The 17,393-nt window shown below is 43.5% G+C and carries 16 protein-coding genes and 1 riboswitch; of the genes, 6 read left to right on the forward strand and 10 right to left on the reverse strand.

From position 1 onward, the window contains the following. Window positions 1-470: 470 nt before the first annotated feature. Window positions 471-743, forward strand: coding sequence for a hypothetical protein (locus CKQ84_RS22900; protein ID WP_014610083.1), 273 nt, complete (start codon window positions 471-473; stop codon window positions 741-743). A gap of 330 nt (window positions 744-1,073) precedes the next feature. Here the strand turns inward: CKQ84_RS22900 and CKQ84_RS22905 are convergent, their stop codons facing one another. Continuing rightward, window positions 1,074-1,316 carry a thioredoxin family protein gene (locus CKQ84_RS22905; protein ID WP_028760280.1) on the reverse strand — a complete coding sequence of 81 codons (243 nt, stop codon included), beginning with the start codon at window positions 1,314-1,316 and terminating at the stop codon, window positions 1,074-1,076. 743 nt (window positions 1,317-2,059) lie between these two features. Here CKQ84_RS22905 and CKQ84_RS22910 point away from each other — a divergent pair. From CKQ84_RS22910 to ltrA, 3 genes are all read left to right on the forward strand, one after another. Continuing rightward, window positions 2,060-3,376 carry a hemolysin family protein gene (locus CKQ84_RS22910; RefSeq protein ID WP_028760279.1) on the forward strand — a complete coding sequence of 439 codons (1,317 nt, stop codon included), beginning with the start codon at window positions 2,060-2,062 and terminating at the stop codon, window positions 3,374-3,376. 357 nt (window positions 3,377-3,733) lie between these two features. Further along, the gene (locus CKQ84_RS22915; protein WP_011071076.1) at window positions 3,734-4,492 is read left to right on the forward strand and encodes an IS5-like element ISSod6 family transposase; all 759 of its coding nucleotides are present in this window, start codon (window positions 3,734-3,736) and stop codon (window positions 4,490-4,492) included. A gap of 715 nt (window positions 4,493-5,207) precedes the next feature. Next, window positions 5,208-6,680, forward strand: a complete 1,473-nt coding sequence (ltrA, locus tag CKQ84_RS22920) for a group II intron reverse transcriptase/maturase (RefSeq protein ID WP_105252867.1) — start codon at window positions 5,208-5,210, stop codon at window positions 6,678-6,680. A gap of 315 nt (window positions 6,681-6,995) precedes the next feature. Here ltrA and CKQ84_RS22930 read toward each other — a convergent pair whose 3' ends face one another. The 9 genes from CKQ84_RS22930 to CKQ84_RS22970 form a co-directional block, all read right to left on the reverse strand. Continuing rightward, window positions 6,996-7,553 (reverse strand): hypothetical protein, encoded by a 558-nt coding sequence (locus tag CKQ84_RS22930; RefSeq protein ID WP_216822569.1) that lies wholly within the window; start codon window positions 7,551-7,553, stop codon window positions 6,996-6,998. Between the two features lie 121 nt (window positions 7,554-7,674). Next, window positions 7,675-8,391 (reverse strand): hypothetical protein, encoded by a 717-nt coding sequence (locus CKQ84_RS22935; RefSeq protein ID WP_105252868.1) that lies wholly within the window; start codon window positions 8,389-8,391, stop codon window positions 7,675-7,677. A gap of 84 nt (window positions 8,392-8,475) precedes the next feature. Beyond that, complete coding sequence (locus tag CKQ84_RS22940; RefSeq protein ID WP_105252869.1) at window positions 8,476-8,940, reverse strand: DUF2846 domain-containing protein; 465 nt, start codon at window positions 8,938-8,940, stop codon at window positions 8,476-8,478. Between the two features lie 109 nt (window positions 8,941-9,049). Beyond that, the gene (catB, locus tag CKQ84_RS22945; protein WP_105252870.1) at window positions 9,050-9,682 is read right to left on the reverse strand and encodes a type B chloramphenicol O-acetyltransferase; all 633 of its coding nucleotides are present in this window, start codon (window positions 9,680-9,682) and stop codon (window positions 9,050-9,052) included. A 119-nt stretch (window positions 9,683-9,801) separates the two neighbouring features. Then, window positions 9,802-10,143 (reverse strand): DUF4304 domain-containing protein, encoded by a 342-nt coding sequence (locus CKQ84_RS24220; protein WP_105252871.1) that lies wholly within the window; start codon window positions 10,141-10,143, stop codon window positions 9,802-9,804. A 697-nt stretch (window positions 10,144-10,840) separates the two neighbouring features. Then, on the reverse strand, window positions 10,841-11,893 hold the full coding sequence (locus CKQ84_RS22955) for an alpha/beta hydrolase (protein ID WP_173913210.1): 1,053 nt from the start codon (window positions 11,891-11,893) through the stop codon (window positions 10,841-10,843). 16 nt (window positions 11,894-11,909) lie between these two features. Continuing rightward, window positions 11,910-12,296, reverse strand: a complete 387-nt coding sequence (locus CKQ84_RS22960) for a cyclophilin-like fold protein (RefSeq protein WP_254053152.1) — start codon at window positions 12,294-12,296, stop codon at window positions 11,910-11,912. 148 nt (window positions 12,297-12,444) lie between these two features. Continuing rightward, window positions 12,445-13,494, reverse strand: coding sequence for an NAD(P)-dependent alcohol dehydrogenase (locus tag CKQ84_RS22965; RefSeq protein ID WP_105252874.1), 1,050 nt, complete (start codon window positions 13,492-13,494; stop codon window positions 12,445-12,447). Window positions 13,495-13,509: 15 nt separating this feature from the next. Beyond that, window positions 13,510-14,742: an MFS transporter gene (locus tag CKQ84_RS22970; RefSeq protein ID WP_105252875.1), complete on the reverse strand. Its 1,233-nt coding sequence runs from the start codon at window positions 14,740-14,742 to the stop codon at window positions 13,510-13,512. Window positions 14,743-14,879: 137 nt separating this feature from the next. Between CKQ84_RS22970 and CKQ84_RS22975 the strand changes: the two genes are divergently transcribed. Further along, window positions 14,880-15,770, forward strand: coding sequence for a LysR family transcriptional regulator (locus CKQ84_RS22975; protein ID WP_105252876.1), 891 nt, complete (start codon window positions 14,880-14,882; stop codon window positions 15,768-15,770). Between the two features lie 358 nt (window positions 15,771-16,128). Next, window positions 16,129-16,240: riboswitch (yybP-ykoY riboswitch) on the forward strand. Between the two features lie 11 nt (window positions 16,241-16,251). Beyond that, window positions 16,252-17,337 (forward strand): sodium:calcium antiporter, encoded by a 1,086-nt coding sequence (locus CKQ84_RS22980; protein WP_216822570.1) that lies wholly within the window; start codon window positions 16,252-16,254, stop codon window positions 17,335-17,337. Window positions 17,338-17,393: the final 56 nt, after the last annotated feature.

Here is a 17,393-nt window from a genome sequence, read left to right on the forward strand (position 1 = left end):
ATTGGTGGGACTAAACAAGATATTCAAGCAATCGGTCAAGCTTTGTCACACTATCCAATTGATAAGCTGTACACAGGACATTGCACAGGAATGAAAGCATTTGGATTACTTAAAGAAGTACTTGGAGATCGTCTAGAACATTTACCAACGGAGCGAAGCGTACTAATTTAGTGATCTCAGTACACTTGCGCTACAGCGCGGATACCGAGCTAGTCAGCATCCCCAATAGAATGGGTGAAAAAAGGTTAGCAAAATGACGGGTAACAAAACTAACGCGTTTTTGTCAAAAATGAGCCGTTGAATCACTCTACACCAGAGTGATTTAACGAATCAGATTTACCTAGTCAGGTTTACATACTAAAATTTCGCGCAATTTACCCTGTGTCAAAGGGATTACGTTAGTAACAGTCGTTCTTTTATGTAGTTCTACATGATAAGAATTTGCTTATAAATAGAAGAGTTGTAATAAATTGTCTTATAAAAAATTTAATGCATTTTTGAACGCAAACATGCGGACCTTTGAAATGGTTGGTGTTCTAATGCGAATATTTAGTTTCTCACTTGTCAGTTGGCTTGGCCCTGAAAGTCCTTTTATGTTTGTTTGGATTTTCAACACGATAGATGCTGTTTTGCTAACATGGTGTGCCGCTTTACGCAAAGATGCCGCTTACACGTTACTCAATGGTTTTTGGATTTTGATTGGTATTGTAGGGATCGCAAGAGCTGGCGGATTGATTCACTAATTTTTCTGGTCCATGTAAGTGAATCACTCTACATTAGACTGATTCACGTGACCAAAATCTAGTATTTGGCGTTAGCTTTGGGTTAACGCGCGTCTGCCCCATACTTAATTGAAATCACTAGACTTATCGTATCAACCTTGGATAATTGACCTGCTTTTATTAATGAGTATCGTGTACTTATAGCTATTTTGGAAAAATAAGGCAACAAATCAACAAATAACGTGTGATTTTCTTTGTTTTCTATATGTATAGAACGTTAATTGGGAGTTGAAGTGAGAGTGAAATAAGAAAGTACATTATTGATTTATTGAGCAGTGATAATGCAACAATTCAGCGCAAAATGTTTAGCCATGATTCAACCATGTATGGTTGGGGAGTAGAGCCCCAATGCATTAATCTTTCGTTAATAACAACCGCTGGTGAGCTCACCACTCTATAGTCCATCATCACTTCTGGATTTGACTCCATAATCAAGTTAATACTGATGCCACGATTAGTCGCTATAGTAGTGATTAACGCTGCTGTACTTGTGCATTTTGTGCATCCATTGCCCAAAATTTTTATGTATAGCATTTTTACACTCTCACAAAATGGATCATTCACTCAGTGCCACTGTTATTGGAGATAGGATAAGGACACTTTGCAAAAATTCACTTTAATGCGATAACGGTTAAAATCTATGTGCGCACTATGCCTTTTGGTTTTATTCTAATCAACTAGAGCTTCATTAAAATTTAGGTGTTTTTCTTAAATTTTTGTTAACCTTAGTGTGCTTAAGTAAGGTAAAAACGTAAGTGCTCCGTACAACTGATGACCTAAGTAGTCTTCGCTACTCATACACTTAAGCTATAATTTTTTAATATTAGAGCTTAAGTATCCGTACTAATTATGTTAATTACTAATACTTTACAACTCTCTCTTTTCGTTTAATATGCTAATTACAATCACTTTTTTATGTAGGATTATGGACCCTCACCGACGATACGCTGTAACTTCAGTTGTTGCAGCCATTATCAATAAACATTGTCTTTCCATTTATTTCAATGAGTTAAGACAACTTTCTACACAATCAAATACACGGCTAATCAAAAAGTTGATAGCAAGTAGTAGATGGTTTGTTCTGAGAATTTCAAATCATACCCCAAGCCCGTTCTGGGAAAGGTCCTTTCGTTATATTCTTTTGTTATTTAAGAAGATTATTTCATGAGTTGTATCTAAGCTATCTTTCGATATTTAGCTGAGCTCATTGAGTTTCAGTATCAATTGTCTATTCATTTTTTCTTGTTCAACTTAAAGCGGAACCCAGAGCCACGACTATGGAAATTTTTATTCTTATTGGTTTGATTGTGTTAAATGGCTTATTTGCTATGTCGGAAATCGCCATTGTGACTGCTCGCAAGTCACGGCTAACAGCCCTTGCTCATGGCGGTAGCAGCACTGCTAAAGCAGCGCTCAAACTGGCAGAAGATCCAACGCAATTCTTGTCAACTGTGCAAATAGGCATAACATCAATAGGGATCTTAAACGGAATATTTGGTGAATCCATCCTCGCCGAACCTTTGTCACTTTGGCTTCAGACTTTTGGTCTAAGTCCAGATTTAACCAACATCTTTTCAACCGTTCTAGTGGTTATCATTGTCACTTATGTGTCAATTGTCATTGGTGAGTTAGTTCCCAAGCGAATTGGTCAAGTCAGTGCGGAAAGTATTGCCTGTCTAATGGCTAAACCAATGGTATTTCTAGCAATAGCAACCAAACCATTTGTATGGATGTTATCCGGTTCAACTCATGCTCTTATGCGTCTAATGGGATTTTCGCATAGACTTGACGACAATGTGACTCAGGAAGATATTCAGGCTATGTTGCAAGAAGGTTCATCTGCAGGGGTGATTGAGCACAATGAACATGCGATGGTCAAAAATGTTTTTAGATTAGATGAACGTACTATTTCTTCTTTGATGGTGCCACGGTCTGATATTGTATTTCTCGACTTAAACCTGCCTCTTGATGCAAATCTGCGAACTGTTATGCAGTCTCCTCACTCACGATTTCCTGTTTGTCGTAACAATGTTGATGATATGGTGGGTATTATTTCAGCTAAACAACTCCTTTCACAGTCTATCGCGGGTGAACGTTTAGAACTGGTAGATCTCGTTAAGAATTGTAACTTTGTACCCAACAGCTTATCTGGAATGGAGCTACTTGAGCATTTTCGTACTACAGGCTCGCAGATGGTGTTTGTTGTTGATGAATATGGTGATTTGAAAGGGCTGGTAACGCTTCAAGATATGATGGATGCACTGACTGGTGAGTTTTTTCAGGAAGATGTGAATGATCAGATGGTGATAAAAAGGGAAGATGGCTCATTATTACTGGATGGTCTAATCCCTATTTTTGACCTAAAAGACGCTTTAGGTATAAAGCAATTGCCAAATGAAGAGGATGGGCGTTATCAAACGCTAAATGGATTTTTAATGTATGAATTAGGGAAAATACCTCAAACCACAGATATTGTTGAAGTTGCAGGTTGGCGACTCGAAATTATGGATATGGACGGTAAAAGGGTAGATAAAGTCCTTGCTCAAATGTTACCTGATGTTGATTCTTCAGAAGAATCTATATTTGTTGATTGATAAATTCAAAAGCATAGTAGTTGTCAGCTTTAGTGCAAAAAACACGTCTAAAGAGCGACCAACTAAATCTGCTCGGTGAGTCGAGCATTAGCCATAGATTTCCTCATGGTTATTTAACTAAAAATCGTGCCCGTGAATCACTCTACATCAGACTGATTCACGCTATCCCCAATGCCCCGTTTGCAGCTATTCTGGGGCGCTTTTTTCCCTTGAGATTAATCAAACCTCTATAGAATTGATTCATGTCCCTGTTATACCTATTCCGACTAGGGTCTGTTGATCTTTCGAGAGTGATTTTTAGACAGCATGGCAAGACGTTATAATTTGCTTCGCCAAAAGTAACCATAACCTCAAGCCATGCCAAGACTTATGCTAACCGATGCACGCTGGGAAAAGCTATTTCATTTAATGAAAAGCACAGGCCGTGTTTATGACAAACCTGAACATAGACAAACATTCGAAGGTATTCTTTACCGCCTTAGAACAGGTATCCCTTGGCGAGATTTACCTAAAGAGTTCGGTCATTGGAGCACGGTCTTTAGACGGTTTCATTTATGGTCTAAGAAAGGCGTTCTAGCACATTTATTCAAGGCCTTAGCCAACCTTGCTGATATAGAATGGGTCTTTATTGATGGCTCGATAGTGCGGGCTCACCAGCACAGTGCAGGTGCAGCGACGCTAAGTAATGAGAGTATTGGTAAAAGTCGAGGCGGTAATTCAACCAAAATTCACTTAGCCGTCGACAGCGGAGGATTACCGATTTATTTCGAATTATCAGAAGGCCAAAAACACGATATTACACACGCCCCCAGCTTAATTGAGCACCTGAAGCAGGTTGATACCGTCATTGCAGATAAAGGTTATGACAGCGATGCTTTTCGTGAACTTATCGCAAATAAAGGCGGGAAATCTGTTATTCCAAGGCGCCGCTATAAGAATACACCTCAAGAAAGAGTCGATTGGTGCTTATATCGGTATCGACATTTAGTGGAGAATGCTTTTGGAAGAATTAAGCACTATCGAGCAATATCAACAAGATATGACAAGCTAGCAAGAAATTACGCCAGTATGGTGTCACTGGCGTTTATGTTAATGTGGCTGCCGATGTATTGCTGAACAACATTTGTACAGCAAAGATCAACAGACCCTAGTAATATCGAGAGTTGATTAGTTTAGAGTCAACAGAGACGTTACTAATAGAATAGCTAATCCGAATCTGACTAAGCAGAGTGAATTATCTAACAAGGTTTTGTCCGTGCGACCTGAGGTCGTATGAAGCGCTGTTCACCGCGATAAGAGTGAACCATCCGTATCACCAGATGACCCTAAGACTCTGAATAAAGCAGCGAGTCTGACAATATAACGATATTTGGCTTTATGCCGAATGGGAACAGAATCCTGAGAGGACGTTCTTCCTGATAACTACAATCGGGTAAGTGCTAGGGTGTCAGTATGATGAACGTAAGTGAATCCATATAAGGTGCGTTATACGTGAAACAGCGGAAGTGGTTAATACGCTGTGGCCAAAAGGCACGAGAGTTGGAAAGAGATTGGACAGTGCTCTTTCGTGATCAAATAACTCTCCGCACTATCGTGGGCATCTAACCTGACGTTGCGCGACATACGGAACAGGGTAAGCCTGTATTGCTCCCCTTGGGAAAGCGGTCTGCGAAGACTGCCGATAGTCATGCAGGTAAAGGAGGCTAGAAAAAGCGAATGCCGCATTTTAATGATGCGGATACTGATTTTATCAGGCACGAAAGCGAGCTGACTTCTAGCTGGTCTCCCGTTGCAAGATGATTTGAAGAACTTTATTCAAGGAGAAACGCAAATGATGGCTTCAAACGAAGTTAGTGCACCTCCTGACAATGCTCAATGGCAATCCATTAACTGGAAGGCGGTTAAGCAACATGTATTAAAGCTTCAAATGCGCATTGCAAAAGCAACCCGAGAAGGTAAACACGGCAAGGCGAAAGCATTGCAGTGGATATTAACCCACTCTACATCAGCAAAATTGCTTGCTGTTAAAAGAGTTTCTCAAAATAAAGGCAGCAAAACACCAGGGATCGACGGCATTATTTGGAATAGTGATGCTCGTTGTATGACTGCGGTGAATCAACTGAGCCGAAAAGGCTATCATGCCAAACCGCTCAGGCGTATCTACATCCCCAAGAAAAACGGCAAACTCAGACCTTTAGGCATACCCTGCATGATAGATAGAGCGCAGCAAGCGCTTCATCTTCTCGCCTTGGAGCCTATTTCGGAAACGGTGGCCGACCTCAATAGCTATGGCTTTCGACCTAACCGAAGCGCAGCAGATGCAATTGCACAGTGCTTCAAATGTTTATGTATGAAGCGCTCTAGCCAATGGGTTCTTGAGGGTGACATCAAAGCTTGTTTCGATAAGATAGGTCATCAATGGCTCATCGACAACATTCAATTAGATAAGCGAATGCTGAAACAATGGCTTGGATGTGGTTATGTTGATAAAGGATTGTTCTACAAAACAGCAGAAGGAACACCGCAAGGCGGGATAAGCTCCCCAACGCTGATGTTGCTCACGCTGGCTGGGTTAGAACAATTGGTTAAGTCTATTGCCTGTAAAACAGGTAATAGAGTCAACTTTATCGGATATGCAGACGATTTTGTTATCACAGGTTCTTCGAAGGAAGTGCTCGTTAATGAAATCAAGCCGCAACTAATTGGTTTTCTAAAGGAAAGAGGCTTAACACTCTCTGATGAGAAAACGCACATAACTCATATCGATGATGGGTTTGACTTTCTGGGATTCAATATCAGGAAGTACAACGGCAAACTGCTCATTAAGCCGAGCAAGAGCAACGTTCTATCATTTTTGAGTAATCTACGTGAATTCATCAGAAAACATCCAACAATCCCCGTTAACGATTTAATCAAAATATTGAATCCGAAACTGAGAGGATGGGCGAACTATTATCGCCACAGTGTTGCAAAGCAAGTTTTCGGTTATGTAGGGCATCAACTTTTCTGGTTGTTACGGCGTTGGGCCGTTAGGCGTCATCCAACTAAAAGTAAGGACTGGGTGAGGCGTAAATACTATATGAATCGCATAGGAGGATGGCAATTTCACGGTTGGCAGAAAATCGCCAACATGGACTGCCATTTTAATCTGGTTCAGATAGCTCAAACGCTGATAAAGAGACATGTGAAAATCAGGAGCGCAGCCATACCTTACGACCCCGAATACGAAGCTTACTTAAGTAAGCGGAAACAGGCAAAGGAAGGTCGAAACTCTTGGTTCGATCCTGTCTTAGCTGCTATGTAGGGTGCTGGGTAACAGAACACGCCTTAGCGGAGGCTTGAGCCGTATGCAGTGAAAGTTGCATGTACGGTTCTTAGGAGGGCGGTACTTGGTAACAAGTGCCGCCTATCCGACAGAAGTGATTTTTGTTGCGTCAGTGGAGATTGTACGATTGAGCACTTGGAACTCACGCAAGACAGCTCAAAATCTCGCAATTCCTCTTAGCTTTTCGAGCGGAAAAATTAACACAAAAGCATCAAAAAAATGCCGTTGCATACTCCTTTAGGCTTGCTGCTGCATGGATTTGAGTGCTCCCAACTTTTTAAGGAGATCTAGGGATTATCTAGGCCGCATGAACGAAGCTTCGAACCAAACTGAAGTATTAGGGTTGCTCGGTGCATTTTTCTGTAGTGAGCCATACCATTGCGCCGTAAATTGGTGCCCTGTTGTCTTTGTTTGAATATGAAACTTTTCAAAACTCGTTGAGGTAATACGCTCGCATCTTGAGCCATCTGTTAACGCAGAATTTAGACTTTTAACCATTGAGGTTGCTAGTATCGCTTCCTTAAATGCATCTCGCAGAGCTATGATTTTTGGATTATGCATATTCCCAGCAAAGGCTAATGCCTCGGCTTGTAAGCGTGGATATTTCGCCTCTAAATATTTGTGCAGCTCAGCCTGCATCTTCTCGTCTTTTTCTGTTGGAAAAAACCTAAAATGCTCGATCCAGACACCTTTGGGTATTGAGTTTATAGCAAGTGGTAAAGAATACTCACCTGAAGGTTTTTTTGTAAGTACTGCCCATTCATCTTTTTGAATGTAGACATCCCACATTGTGTCACTCCCCAAACATAAGGCTGGGTAAAGCATGCTCAATAATAGAAAAAGTACTTTCATAGTTCTGACACCTAACGTCCAAATAATGGGCTAAACTTGATCGGAGCGAAAGCCCATATGTTTTATTCCTTATTAATTTGCTTGTTAAGTAGATTTTCATCAAGCTGGATTCCCAAGTTATTCATAAGCTCATCGGTAAGCTTTGATGTTCATCTTTACTTACATAATTAGTTTGACCTTGGATATTAGCAGTCAATTGGTTTGTAATTTCTCCATAAACTTTAATTAGTCTGGCTTTTAATAAAGCTATATTTTCGCTCGTCATTGAGTTTTTAAGAGCAAATGGCTTGTTTTTGCTCATTGGTCCATAATTGCCTTCCAAAATTGCATTTCCAGACTCAGATTTTAATGTGGCTTTGAGCTGAGGAAGAAAAATAAGACCTTTTTCATTGGAAAATATAATGCACCATGGCTCAAGTGTTATTACTTGATTTTTTATATTAGAGTTTAAGTGAATTGACTTTATTTCTGATATTAATTCAGGGTGTGAATTTAACGAATCCAATAGAATTTTAGCCAAATCAAAATTTTCTTTTAACTCAGTTTCCAAGCGCCCTTCTAAGTTTTTTTCATTTGATAAATCAGATGCTAATACGCCTAAAATGCCTAAATATAGACCAATATCATCAGAAGACTCAGACCAATTAGCGACTACAAAACCTGTATCTTCAATTCTTCTATCGCCTGGAGCTAAGCTAAGATCACTCCATTTGATATTCAAAACATCTAGTTTTATTTCTTTAGCGGACTCAATGGGAATGGCTCCGCCTTTTGGGGTAGATTGGCAACCCATAGTGAAGAGGGATAAGGTAATTATGATAAAATACTTGAGGTACACTCTGAGTTATCCTTGTCTACCTAACGCCGCAAGCGGCGAGCGTAAGCGAGTCCAGCACCTAAGGTGCGATGCTGGCTTGCCTTGTTAGTTTTTCTTAGTTTCACGCAACTCTTGCTTTGCAGTTTCTGGATTGACCAATCCAAGCGAGTAATTCCCAGAAATACTGGCTACTCCCCCAAGATAAGCTGAGTTAGCAAGCTCTGCAGTTAAGCGAACAAAATAAGTGTGATTGGCTTGAGCATCGAAAGAGATTTGCAATGGTCCCGCACGCCAGTTAGACATAATGCCGCCCTCTTTAACTGCGATTATCGTATTGCCTGGATTAAGGTCCAATATATGAAAGCCGCCATTACTGATTTCAAAACCATCTACCCCATTTATCTGTACCATAGGAGCAGCGGCGCCATCCAGCATGGCCCAAGGACGATAAAAATACACTTTAGCTTTATTTACCTCAGGAGCTTCCGTTTGAGTAAATTTGGGACCTGTTGCACTACAGCCAGTAAGAGACACAATCATAACTAACAAAAAAATAAATTTCTTAAACATCTACAAAGCTCCATCTCTACGAAAACTAACACCCGGCCTTGGGGCGGACTTGTAGTCGCGAAGCGGCGGAAAGCCTTCCCAGCACCGAAGGGGTGACAAAGGCCGTTTTTTAGGCACTTGAACGTTGCCAAATACGGTAAAGTCCTTCGATGTCAGACGAACACAAAAAAGGCATTGCTTCTTTAATTTGCTCCAACGGCCAATCCCACCACTGCATCTCCAGTAACATTGAAATTTGCTGTTCTGAGAACCGCTTTCTTATCGCTTTTGCCGGGTTTCCGCCAACAATCGCGTAAGGCTCTACATCTTTGGTCACCAAAGCCCGGCTACCAATTACTGCTCCATGACCGACCTTTACTCCGGGCATAATCATTGCTTCCGAACCGATCCACACGTCGTTTCCTATAACGGTATCACCTGCACTAAGGAAAGCATCAGCTGATTCCGAAAATGCAGGCTCTTCATTCATGTAGAAGAAAGGGAATGATGTAACCCAATCATGCCGGTGCCCTTGATTGCCAGCCATGATAAAGGATGAGCCTGTTCCTATGGAGCAAAAGCTTCCAATAATTAATTTATCAACGTCATCGCGATCTGGCAGGAGGTAGCGGGCGCATTCATCAAATGAATGTCCATGGTAATAGCCTGAATAGTAACTATAACGACCAACCTTGATATTCGGGTTCTTAATCTGTTCAGTGAGAGGTTTACCCTTAAACGGACTCTCAAAATAATTTTTCATATAATTTTATACCAAAACTTCAGAGCGACATTGCGGCCTAACGCTGATGGCAAACAGCGTAGGAGGGCAGCGGAGGGCACCAAAAGCGCCACGCTTTTGGCGGCCGGTTGACCGACTAGTTATGTGCCGGTGACACACTTAAGCTCCTTAACGACCATTTTATGCTGGGAGTCAGATGCTGATAAATTCGCAGCGTCTTGAAACATCGCCCTCTCTAGAAACCAATCATCTGCTATCGACACTACCGTGGATAGCTCTTCGACAGGTAGGCGAACTCGAACATGACACTTATTTTCTGTAGGAGACTTATCTTCGCCAAGAGCTAGAAAGTAAACTACGAGGTTTACGTAGCAGTCCCCCTTGCTCCATTTCGATCTCTGGACGTTGAGCGCAGCGATGCTCTCGCCTTGATCCTTTCTCCAGGTCACACTTGACTTCTTAGACCCCCGTTCTTGATTCAGTAAATCACTCTATCTTTGCAAAATTTAAGCGAGCATTGATCAAAGAGCAACAACGCGAAAGTACCATGCTTGCGAAGAAAGAGGTATATAAAGGCAGAAAACAGGCTCTCAGAATAGAACAAATAACTGAACTTAAGCAAAGGCTGTTGCAGGTGAAAATAAGAAGGCTTTAGCAAGTGAGGATTAGATTAGCCAGCAGACATTATATTCTTATCTCAAAGGATCTTAAAATTCAGATCACGTATAGAAATTGTCTTAAGGTTAATTTCGAGGAGATGGGCGCAAAAACCTACAAAGTTTGAATCTCTTCATTGCGAGCTGTTAAAATAAGAGAGCAGTGAGTCAGCACCGTATTGTTCAGGAATACAAATAATCATGACAATAGATAAAATCTCACTTATCAACTTAATACTGATGGCAACACTTGTTTCCCCAACAACAAATGCAGACTCTATATATATCAAAGCGTTACAGATTAAGGCCAATCACAGCGACACTCAAACCAGACTTGAACTTGCCGAACATTTCTAAAACGGAAATGACGTTGAACAAAATCTGGAAAAAGCATTAACTATATTGCTTAACAACTTTGAATATGTAGGGTTCTTGAATTACTACGAGTAAATTCATGCAGTTATAACTAGATTGCCAAACTCATTATGCCACTACACTATATATTTCATGATTTAGAATCCATTCATAAGTTTTTTCTAAAAAACTCAATCAACTTATCCCATGGAATAAATGCAGTTCTATCATACAAATCAACATGGCCTGCATCTTTAACATAGTAAAGCTCCTTTGGCTCGCCCGCTAATTGATAGGCTTCTTCACTAAACTCCTTTGAATGAGCCTTATCGCCAGTAATAAACAACATGGGCCGTGGTGAGATGGTTTCAATATCGTTAAACGGGTAGAAGTTCATAAATTTTATGTTACTGGTCAGTGTTGGGTGAGTTGTTAGCTGTGGTGAGGAGCTTGCTGGCGTATATTCGCCCCGAGGCGTACGATAAAAATCGTAAAACTCGCGCTGGATTGGATGGGTATCTTTATCTAACTGATGCACTGTTCCGCTGGGATATTGAATTTCACCGCCACTAAACTCAACGTCACGCTGTTTCGCAGCAGCTGCAATAAGCTTTTTACGTTGTTCAACGGTTTGAGAGTGGTTTAGGGCATGACGATTTACAGCCCCCATGTTGTACATACTCACTGTCGCAATAGCTTTCATGCGCGGGTCAATCTTGGCCGCACTAATCACAAAACTGCCACTACCACAGATACCCAGCACGCCGATGCGAGCACCATCTACCAAGGTTTGAGTGCCCAGATAATCGACCGCGGCACTAAAATCCTCGGAGTAGATATCGGGCGAAACCGCATTACGGGGTTGACCTTCGCTTTCGCCCCAAAATGACAAGTCTAGAGATAGGGTAATAAACCCTTGTTCTGCCATTTTTGTGGCATATAAATTAGCACTTTGCTCTTTTACCGCGCCCATTGGATGACCGACAACAATAGCTGGATGAGTCAGTTTTTTATCGAGGTTTTTGGGGATAAACAGATTGCCCACAACAGCCATGTTATATTGATTTTTAAATGTAACCCGTTGCATAGCCACGCTATTGCTTTGGTAGAAATTATCAGATCCATTAGACATATCCTGCGCTAATGTAGGAAGACTTAACGTTGATAACAGGCCTAGCATTATTATTGCCTTAGTGATTTTATTTAATTTTTTCATATACATTACAGATTTCCTATTCTCAATAATCGCCATTTGTAGCTCGCTCAATTCGCACTTTGATATCACTATCGCCCATAAGGACTTCAACTCCCCCGTCAATCTGACCAATGCGGATCAGTCCTCGCGAATAACCAAAGTCATGATAGAAAAAGGCAAGGTTTCCCCAAGGCGCAAAATACGCAATGTCGCCCACTTTTGGGGTATAACCTTCTGGCGCTTCTTTATGCGAAAGCTTTGCGGGTAAATCAGAAATTTTCTCGGTGCCGTTGTAATCAGCAAGCTCGAGAGCCAAAGGCAGTAGCTTCACAAAATCCCGAGCCGCCTGCGTGTTTTCAAGCGTTGCGGTTAATGCTGTGTCTTCGATGATGATGCGTATCTTTATTGCACTCTTTTTTGCACTGCGCATAGCCATAGACTCACTGTGTTAACTGAATGAAACTGAACTCGCAGCGGATGCGATCACAATGCTGGACATAAACAGGAATACAACCATAAACATCCGCACGACCAGAACGCTTAACCATCGAATACCCATAATTCACACTCAGGTTCAGCTAGCGCGTTAACGTCGCGTTGTCGATAACAAACCGATACTTCACATCACCCTTCAGCATGCGCTCATAGGCGGTGTTAATCTCATCGGCGCGGATCAGTTCTATATCCGCCACTATGTTATGCTCAGCACAAAAATCGAGCATCTCTTGGGTTTCACGGATCCCACCTATCATTGAGCCCGCAAGGCTGCGGCGTTTCATAATCAGATTAAACACATTGGGCGAAGGATGATTTGTTGCAGGCGCGCCAACTAAGGTCATAGTACCGTCGCGCTTTAATAGGCTTAAAAAAGCGTCCAGATCATGGGGAGCCGCAACGGTGTTCACAATCAAATCTAAACTCTGCAAATGCTTAGCCATTTCATCGACATTTTTGGAAACAACTACTTCGTCAGCGCCCAAGGCTTTGGCTGCATCACGTTTAGATTCTGAAGTGGTGAATGCCACAACATGAGCCCCCATTGCATTGGCTAGCTTAATCCCCATGTGGCCAAGGCCACCAATGCCGACAATACCGACTTTTTTACCCGGTCCTGCATGCCAATGACGAAGCGGTGAATAAGTTGTGATACCCGCACACAGAAGCGGTGCCACTGCCGCTAATTGCGCTTGTGGATGACTGATACGCAGCACATAACGTTCATCAACCACGATTTGTTCCGCGTAGCCACCGAGCGTATGTCCAGGCGCGTCATGTGTTGGGCCGTTATAAGTGCCCACCATGTGATCGCAGTAATTCTCTTGATCATCAATACACTCATGGCAGTGCTTACAGCTATCAACGATGCAACCCACGCCAACCAAGTCACCCACGTTAAATTTGGAGACATGCCCGCCCACGGCGGTCACTCGGCCAACAATCTCGTGACCGGGGACGCAGGGATATAAGGTCCCCGCCCATTCCGAACGTACCTGATGCACATCCGAGTGGCACACCCCGCAGTAGTCGATGCTGATCTGCACATCATCCTCGCCGGGTGGGCGTCGTGTAATAGTCATAGGTTCCAGCGGTAAATGACTGGCATTTGCACCAAAAGCATTAATCTTCATAGTAAAATTCCTTTATTATTGAGTGTGAAGCAGCAGTTTTGGTGTCGAACGCTTAGTCCAATATGCCAATAAAGCAGCCGCAGCTAACAAGGTTGCACTCAGCAAAAATGTGCTGTGGTAACCATTAAAATCAAATAGAACACCGCCTAAGGTTGAGCCCAGCCCGATAGCCAATTGGATAACCGCCACCATTAAGCCGCCAGCGACTTCAGAATCATCCGGCATAGTTCGCGCAAGCCAAGTCCACCATGCAACGGGCGCCGCAGTGGCAACGCCGCCACACAATGCAAGCAGCGTCGTTACGGCAACACTGCTATCGCTAAACAGGATTAACGCTAAAGCAATTACCGCCATCGCCAACGGAATAAAGATTAACGTGCGGTAGAGATTATTTTTCAAAAACACACTGACTAGCAGCGTCCCCATAAAACCCGCCACCCCCATCACCAGCAAAATGAACGACAAGTTATTGCCCTCTACGTGGATAGCGGTTTCCAGAAACGGACGCACATAAGTAAACAGCGCAAACTGCCCCATAAAGAACAACACAATTGCCAACATCCCCAATCGAACCAAAGGCTTATTTAATAGAGAAAACACATTCGCAGAGCCAGCAACTCGTTTTTCGGGTTTCATCGCTGGCAAACTAAACCACATCCACACAAACGCAATAAGCGCGACGGGCACCAAGCCGAAAAAGGCACCTCGCCAGCCAATATGCGCACCAAGGTAACTACCCAGCGGTGCAGCAATCACCATAGCCAACGCGTTGCCACCATTGAATATCGCCAAGGCTTTAGGGATCTTCTCCGTTGGCACCAGACGGATCGCCGACGCGCCAGACAAAGACCAAAATCCACCAATCACGACACCAATCAAAGAGCGGCCCAGCATATAAATTAAGTAGTTAGGGGCATAAGCAATCACAATGCCCGATACCAGCATTAACGATATGAGCCCAAGTAGGAGTGACCTGCGATCCGTATCTTTAGCGATTGATGCGATACTCAAACTGGTTAACACGGCAAAAAAACCAGATATCGCAATGCCCTGCCCGACCAATCCTTCACTCACATTCAAATCCGCGGCAATCAGTGTCAGCAAACTAACAGGCATAAATTCCGAGGCGACCAAGGCAAACACGCATAACGATATCGCCAGCACGCCACTCCAATTTGCCGTTTGTTGTTGACTCGCTTGCTGAATCGCACAGCATGGTTCTAACGTTTCGCATACATGAGTGGTCATTACATACCTATCAATGGTTAAATTTAAATCTGATTGACTTTGTAGTAGCTATTGTTTCAAATGAACTGGAACCTTACTAGCTAATGAATGCTTATAAAGCTTATTAGCTCAGCTAATTAAAGCGGTATAGAAAACAGATGATGAAACGGAATCTGAACGACCTTTTATGCTTCGTCACCGTCGCTCGCGAAGGCAGTTTTACCCGAGCCGCCGCCTTGCTCGGCGTCACCCAATCGGCACTGAGCCAAGCGATCAGTGGTTTAGAGACCCGACTTGAAATCAGGCTGTTAACGCGTACCACCCGCAGCGTATCGGCGACAGTGGCTGGCGAACGCCTTTTACATGCGATAGGTAATCGATTTGATGAAATTGAATCCGAGCTGGATGCACTAACGGCCATGCGTGATAAACCTGCCGGAACAGTCAGGATTACCTGCGGTGATTTCGTGCTGCGAACTTTACTCATCCCCAAACTGTCGCCGTTACTCCACAATTATCCCGATATTAAGATAGAATTCGATGTGAATTATGGCTTTAGGGACATAGTGGCAGATCGCTTCGATGCCGGCATCCGCTTAGGCGATACCATAGATAAAGACATGATCGCGATCCCTATCGGCCCCCATCAAACAATGGCGGCCGTGGCGACTCCCGCTTATTTTACACAGCACCCCATCCCCAAACACCCGCAGGATCTTATCGAGCATAATTGCATTAACATTCGCTTCCCGACCCACGGTGGTTTGTATGTATGGGAATTTGAAAAAAACGGCAAGCAATTGAATGTGCATGTGGACGGCCAACTTATCTTTAACGCATCGCACCATATCGTCGATGCAGCCTTGCAAAGCAATGGTATAGCTTACCTGCCTGAAGCAGAGTTTGAACCCCATATCAAAGAAGGGCGTTTAGTCAAAGTACTAGAAGACTGGAGCCTGTCTTTTGCCGGCTATTATCTGTATTACCCCAGTCGCCGCCTACCCTCCCCCGCTTTTACACTAGTCGCCGAAGCACTGCGCATGTCGTGATAGTGCTTTACAGTTTTGGTAATTTTATGGACGACTGATTTGGACTTGTCAGATAAAAACCACTACATAGCATTATGCTGATATTCAATACAAAATTTGATTGTGCTCAACATCATCCAAACAGATGATACAAATTATACGAGCTGTCTAGCACCGATAATTGTTCTAGAAACGACCCCAATAACTTGATATGCGATGTAACTGATACGCAAAGTTGCGAAAACATCACGGAGTAAAAACGGTTTTTTAGCCTAAAATCAAGTTTGTGAATTCTAGAAATGGGTCACTTCAGAAAACAGAAAATAAAAGTACACTAAAACCTAATGGCGACATTTACCTGCAAGAAAGGTAAAATGCCCCCATTGTCATTGGGGAGTAGTCATCCTTAGCCTCCCACTAAGGAGTCCACGTCAACAAAATTGAGGTCTAACACCTCATGGCGTGGTCAGCCTCTGCGAATGCGGAGAGCCAGGCGAGACCTTTGGCCGCAATACGCTTTCCCAGCCGGGCGAGCAGTGTTGTCGTGCCATTGGATTATTGCTCGCCCGGCCGGATTGCTCACATGATCCTTACTCTTACTCTGTTTTTCCTCTCGGCAGGTACCATTTATTTGGCCTGCGAATACTTCGTCAACGGCATCGAATGGTTCGGCCGCCGTTTGAATCTTGGCGCGACTGCAGTGGGTTCAGTACTTGCTGCCTTCGGTACAGCACTACCTGAAACGGCGGTGACCTTCATTGCCGTTGTCTTCGGCAAAACACCAGAGCAAAAGGACATTGGCGTCGGCGCAGCCATGGGCGGTCCGCTCGTGCTCGCAACCTTAGCCTATGCAGTGGTCGGCTTGGCACTGATTTACCACCATCGCCGCCTTCAACGGGAAACGTATCATGTACGTGCCGATCACGCCCGTATGAGTCACGACCAGCTCGCCTTTCTCGCAGTGTTTGTAGTGAAAGTAGCACTTGGCCTAATCGCCTTTGCCATCAAGCCGTGGCTGGGTGTCTTGTTTCTCGCCGCCTACGCAATCTATGTCTGGCGCGAAATTCAGGAGAGCGACACAGCGCCTGAAGAAGAAGAGATTGAACCTCTCAAAATTCAGCCTTCCGTGACGGAGCCATCGTTAAAATGGGCGGCGCTGCAAGCCGTGTTGTCCCTGATAGTCATAGGCATTGCATCTCATATATTCGTAGGTCAACTTGAGGCCATTGGTACAGCGCTACAATGGTCACCACACTTGGTAGCATTGCTGCTGAGTCCGGTGGCGACGGAGCTGCCCGAGATGATGAACACACTCATATGGATACGGCAAGGAAAGGAACGCTTGGCATTGGCCAATATTTCTGGTGCTATGATGATTCAGGCAACGATTCCCTGTGCGTTGGGTATCTTCTTTACGCCATGGCTTTTTGATGGCCCACTGATGGCGGCAGGAGTCATTACTGCTTTGGCTATTATTTTTCTGTGGCAGCTATTTCGACGAGGCGTTGTCGATGCGCGTGCATTGGTCGCAGTAAGCTCATTGTACGGCGTATTTGCCTTGCTGATTGCGTTCTACTTCCCTCTCTAAGGAGCAAAGTGTCAGAGAACGCCGTGTGGTACGGCGTTCCTATTTGGCTAAATTTG

Origin of the sequence: Shewanella sp. WE21, assembly GCF_002966515.1 — a bacterium.
Classification (GTDB): Bacteria; Pseudomonadota; Gammaproteobacteria; order Enterobacterales; family Shewanellaceae; genus Shewanella; species Shewanella oncorhynchi.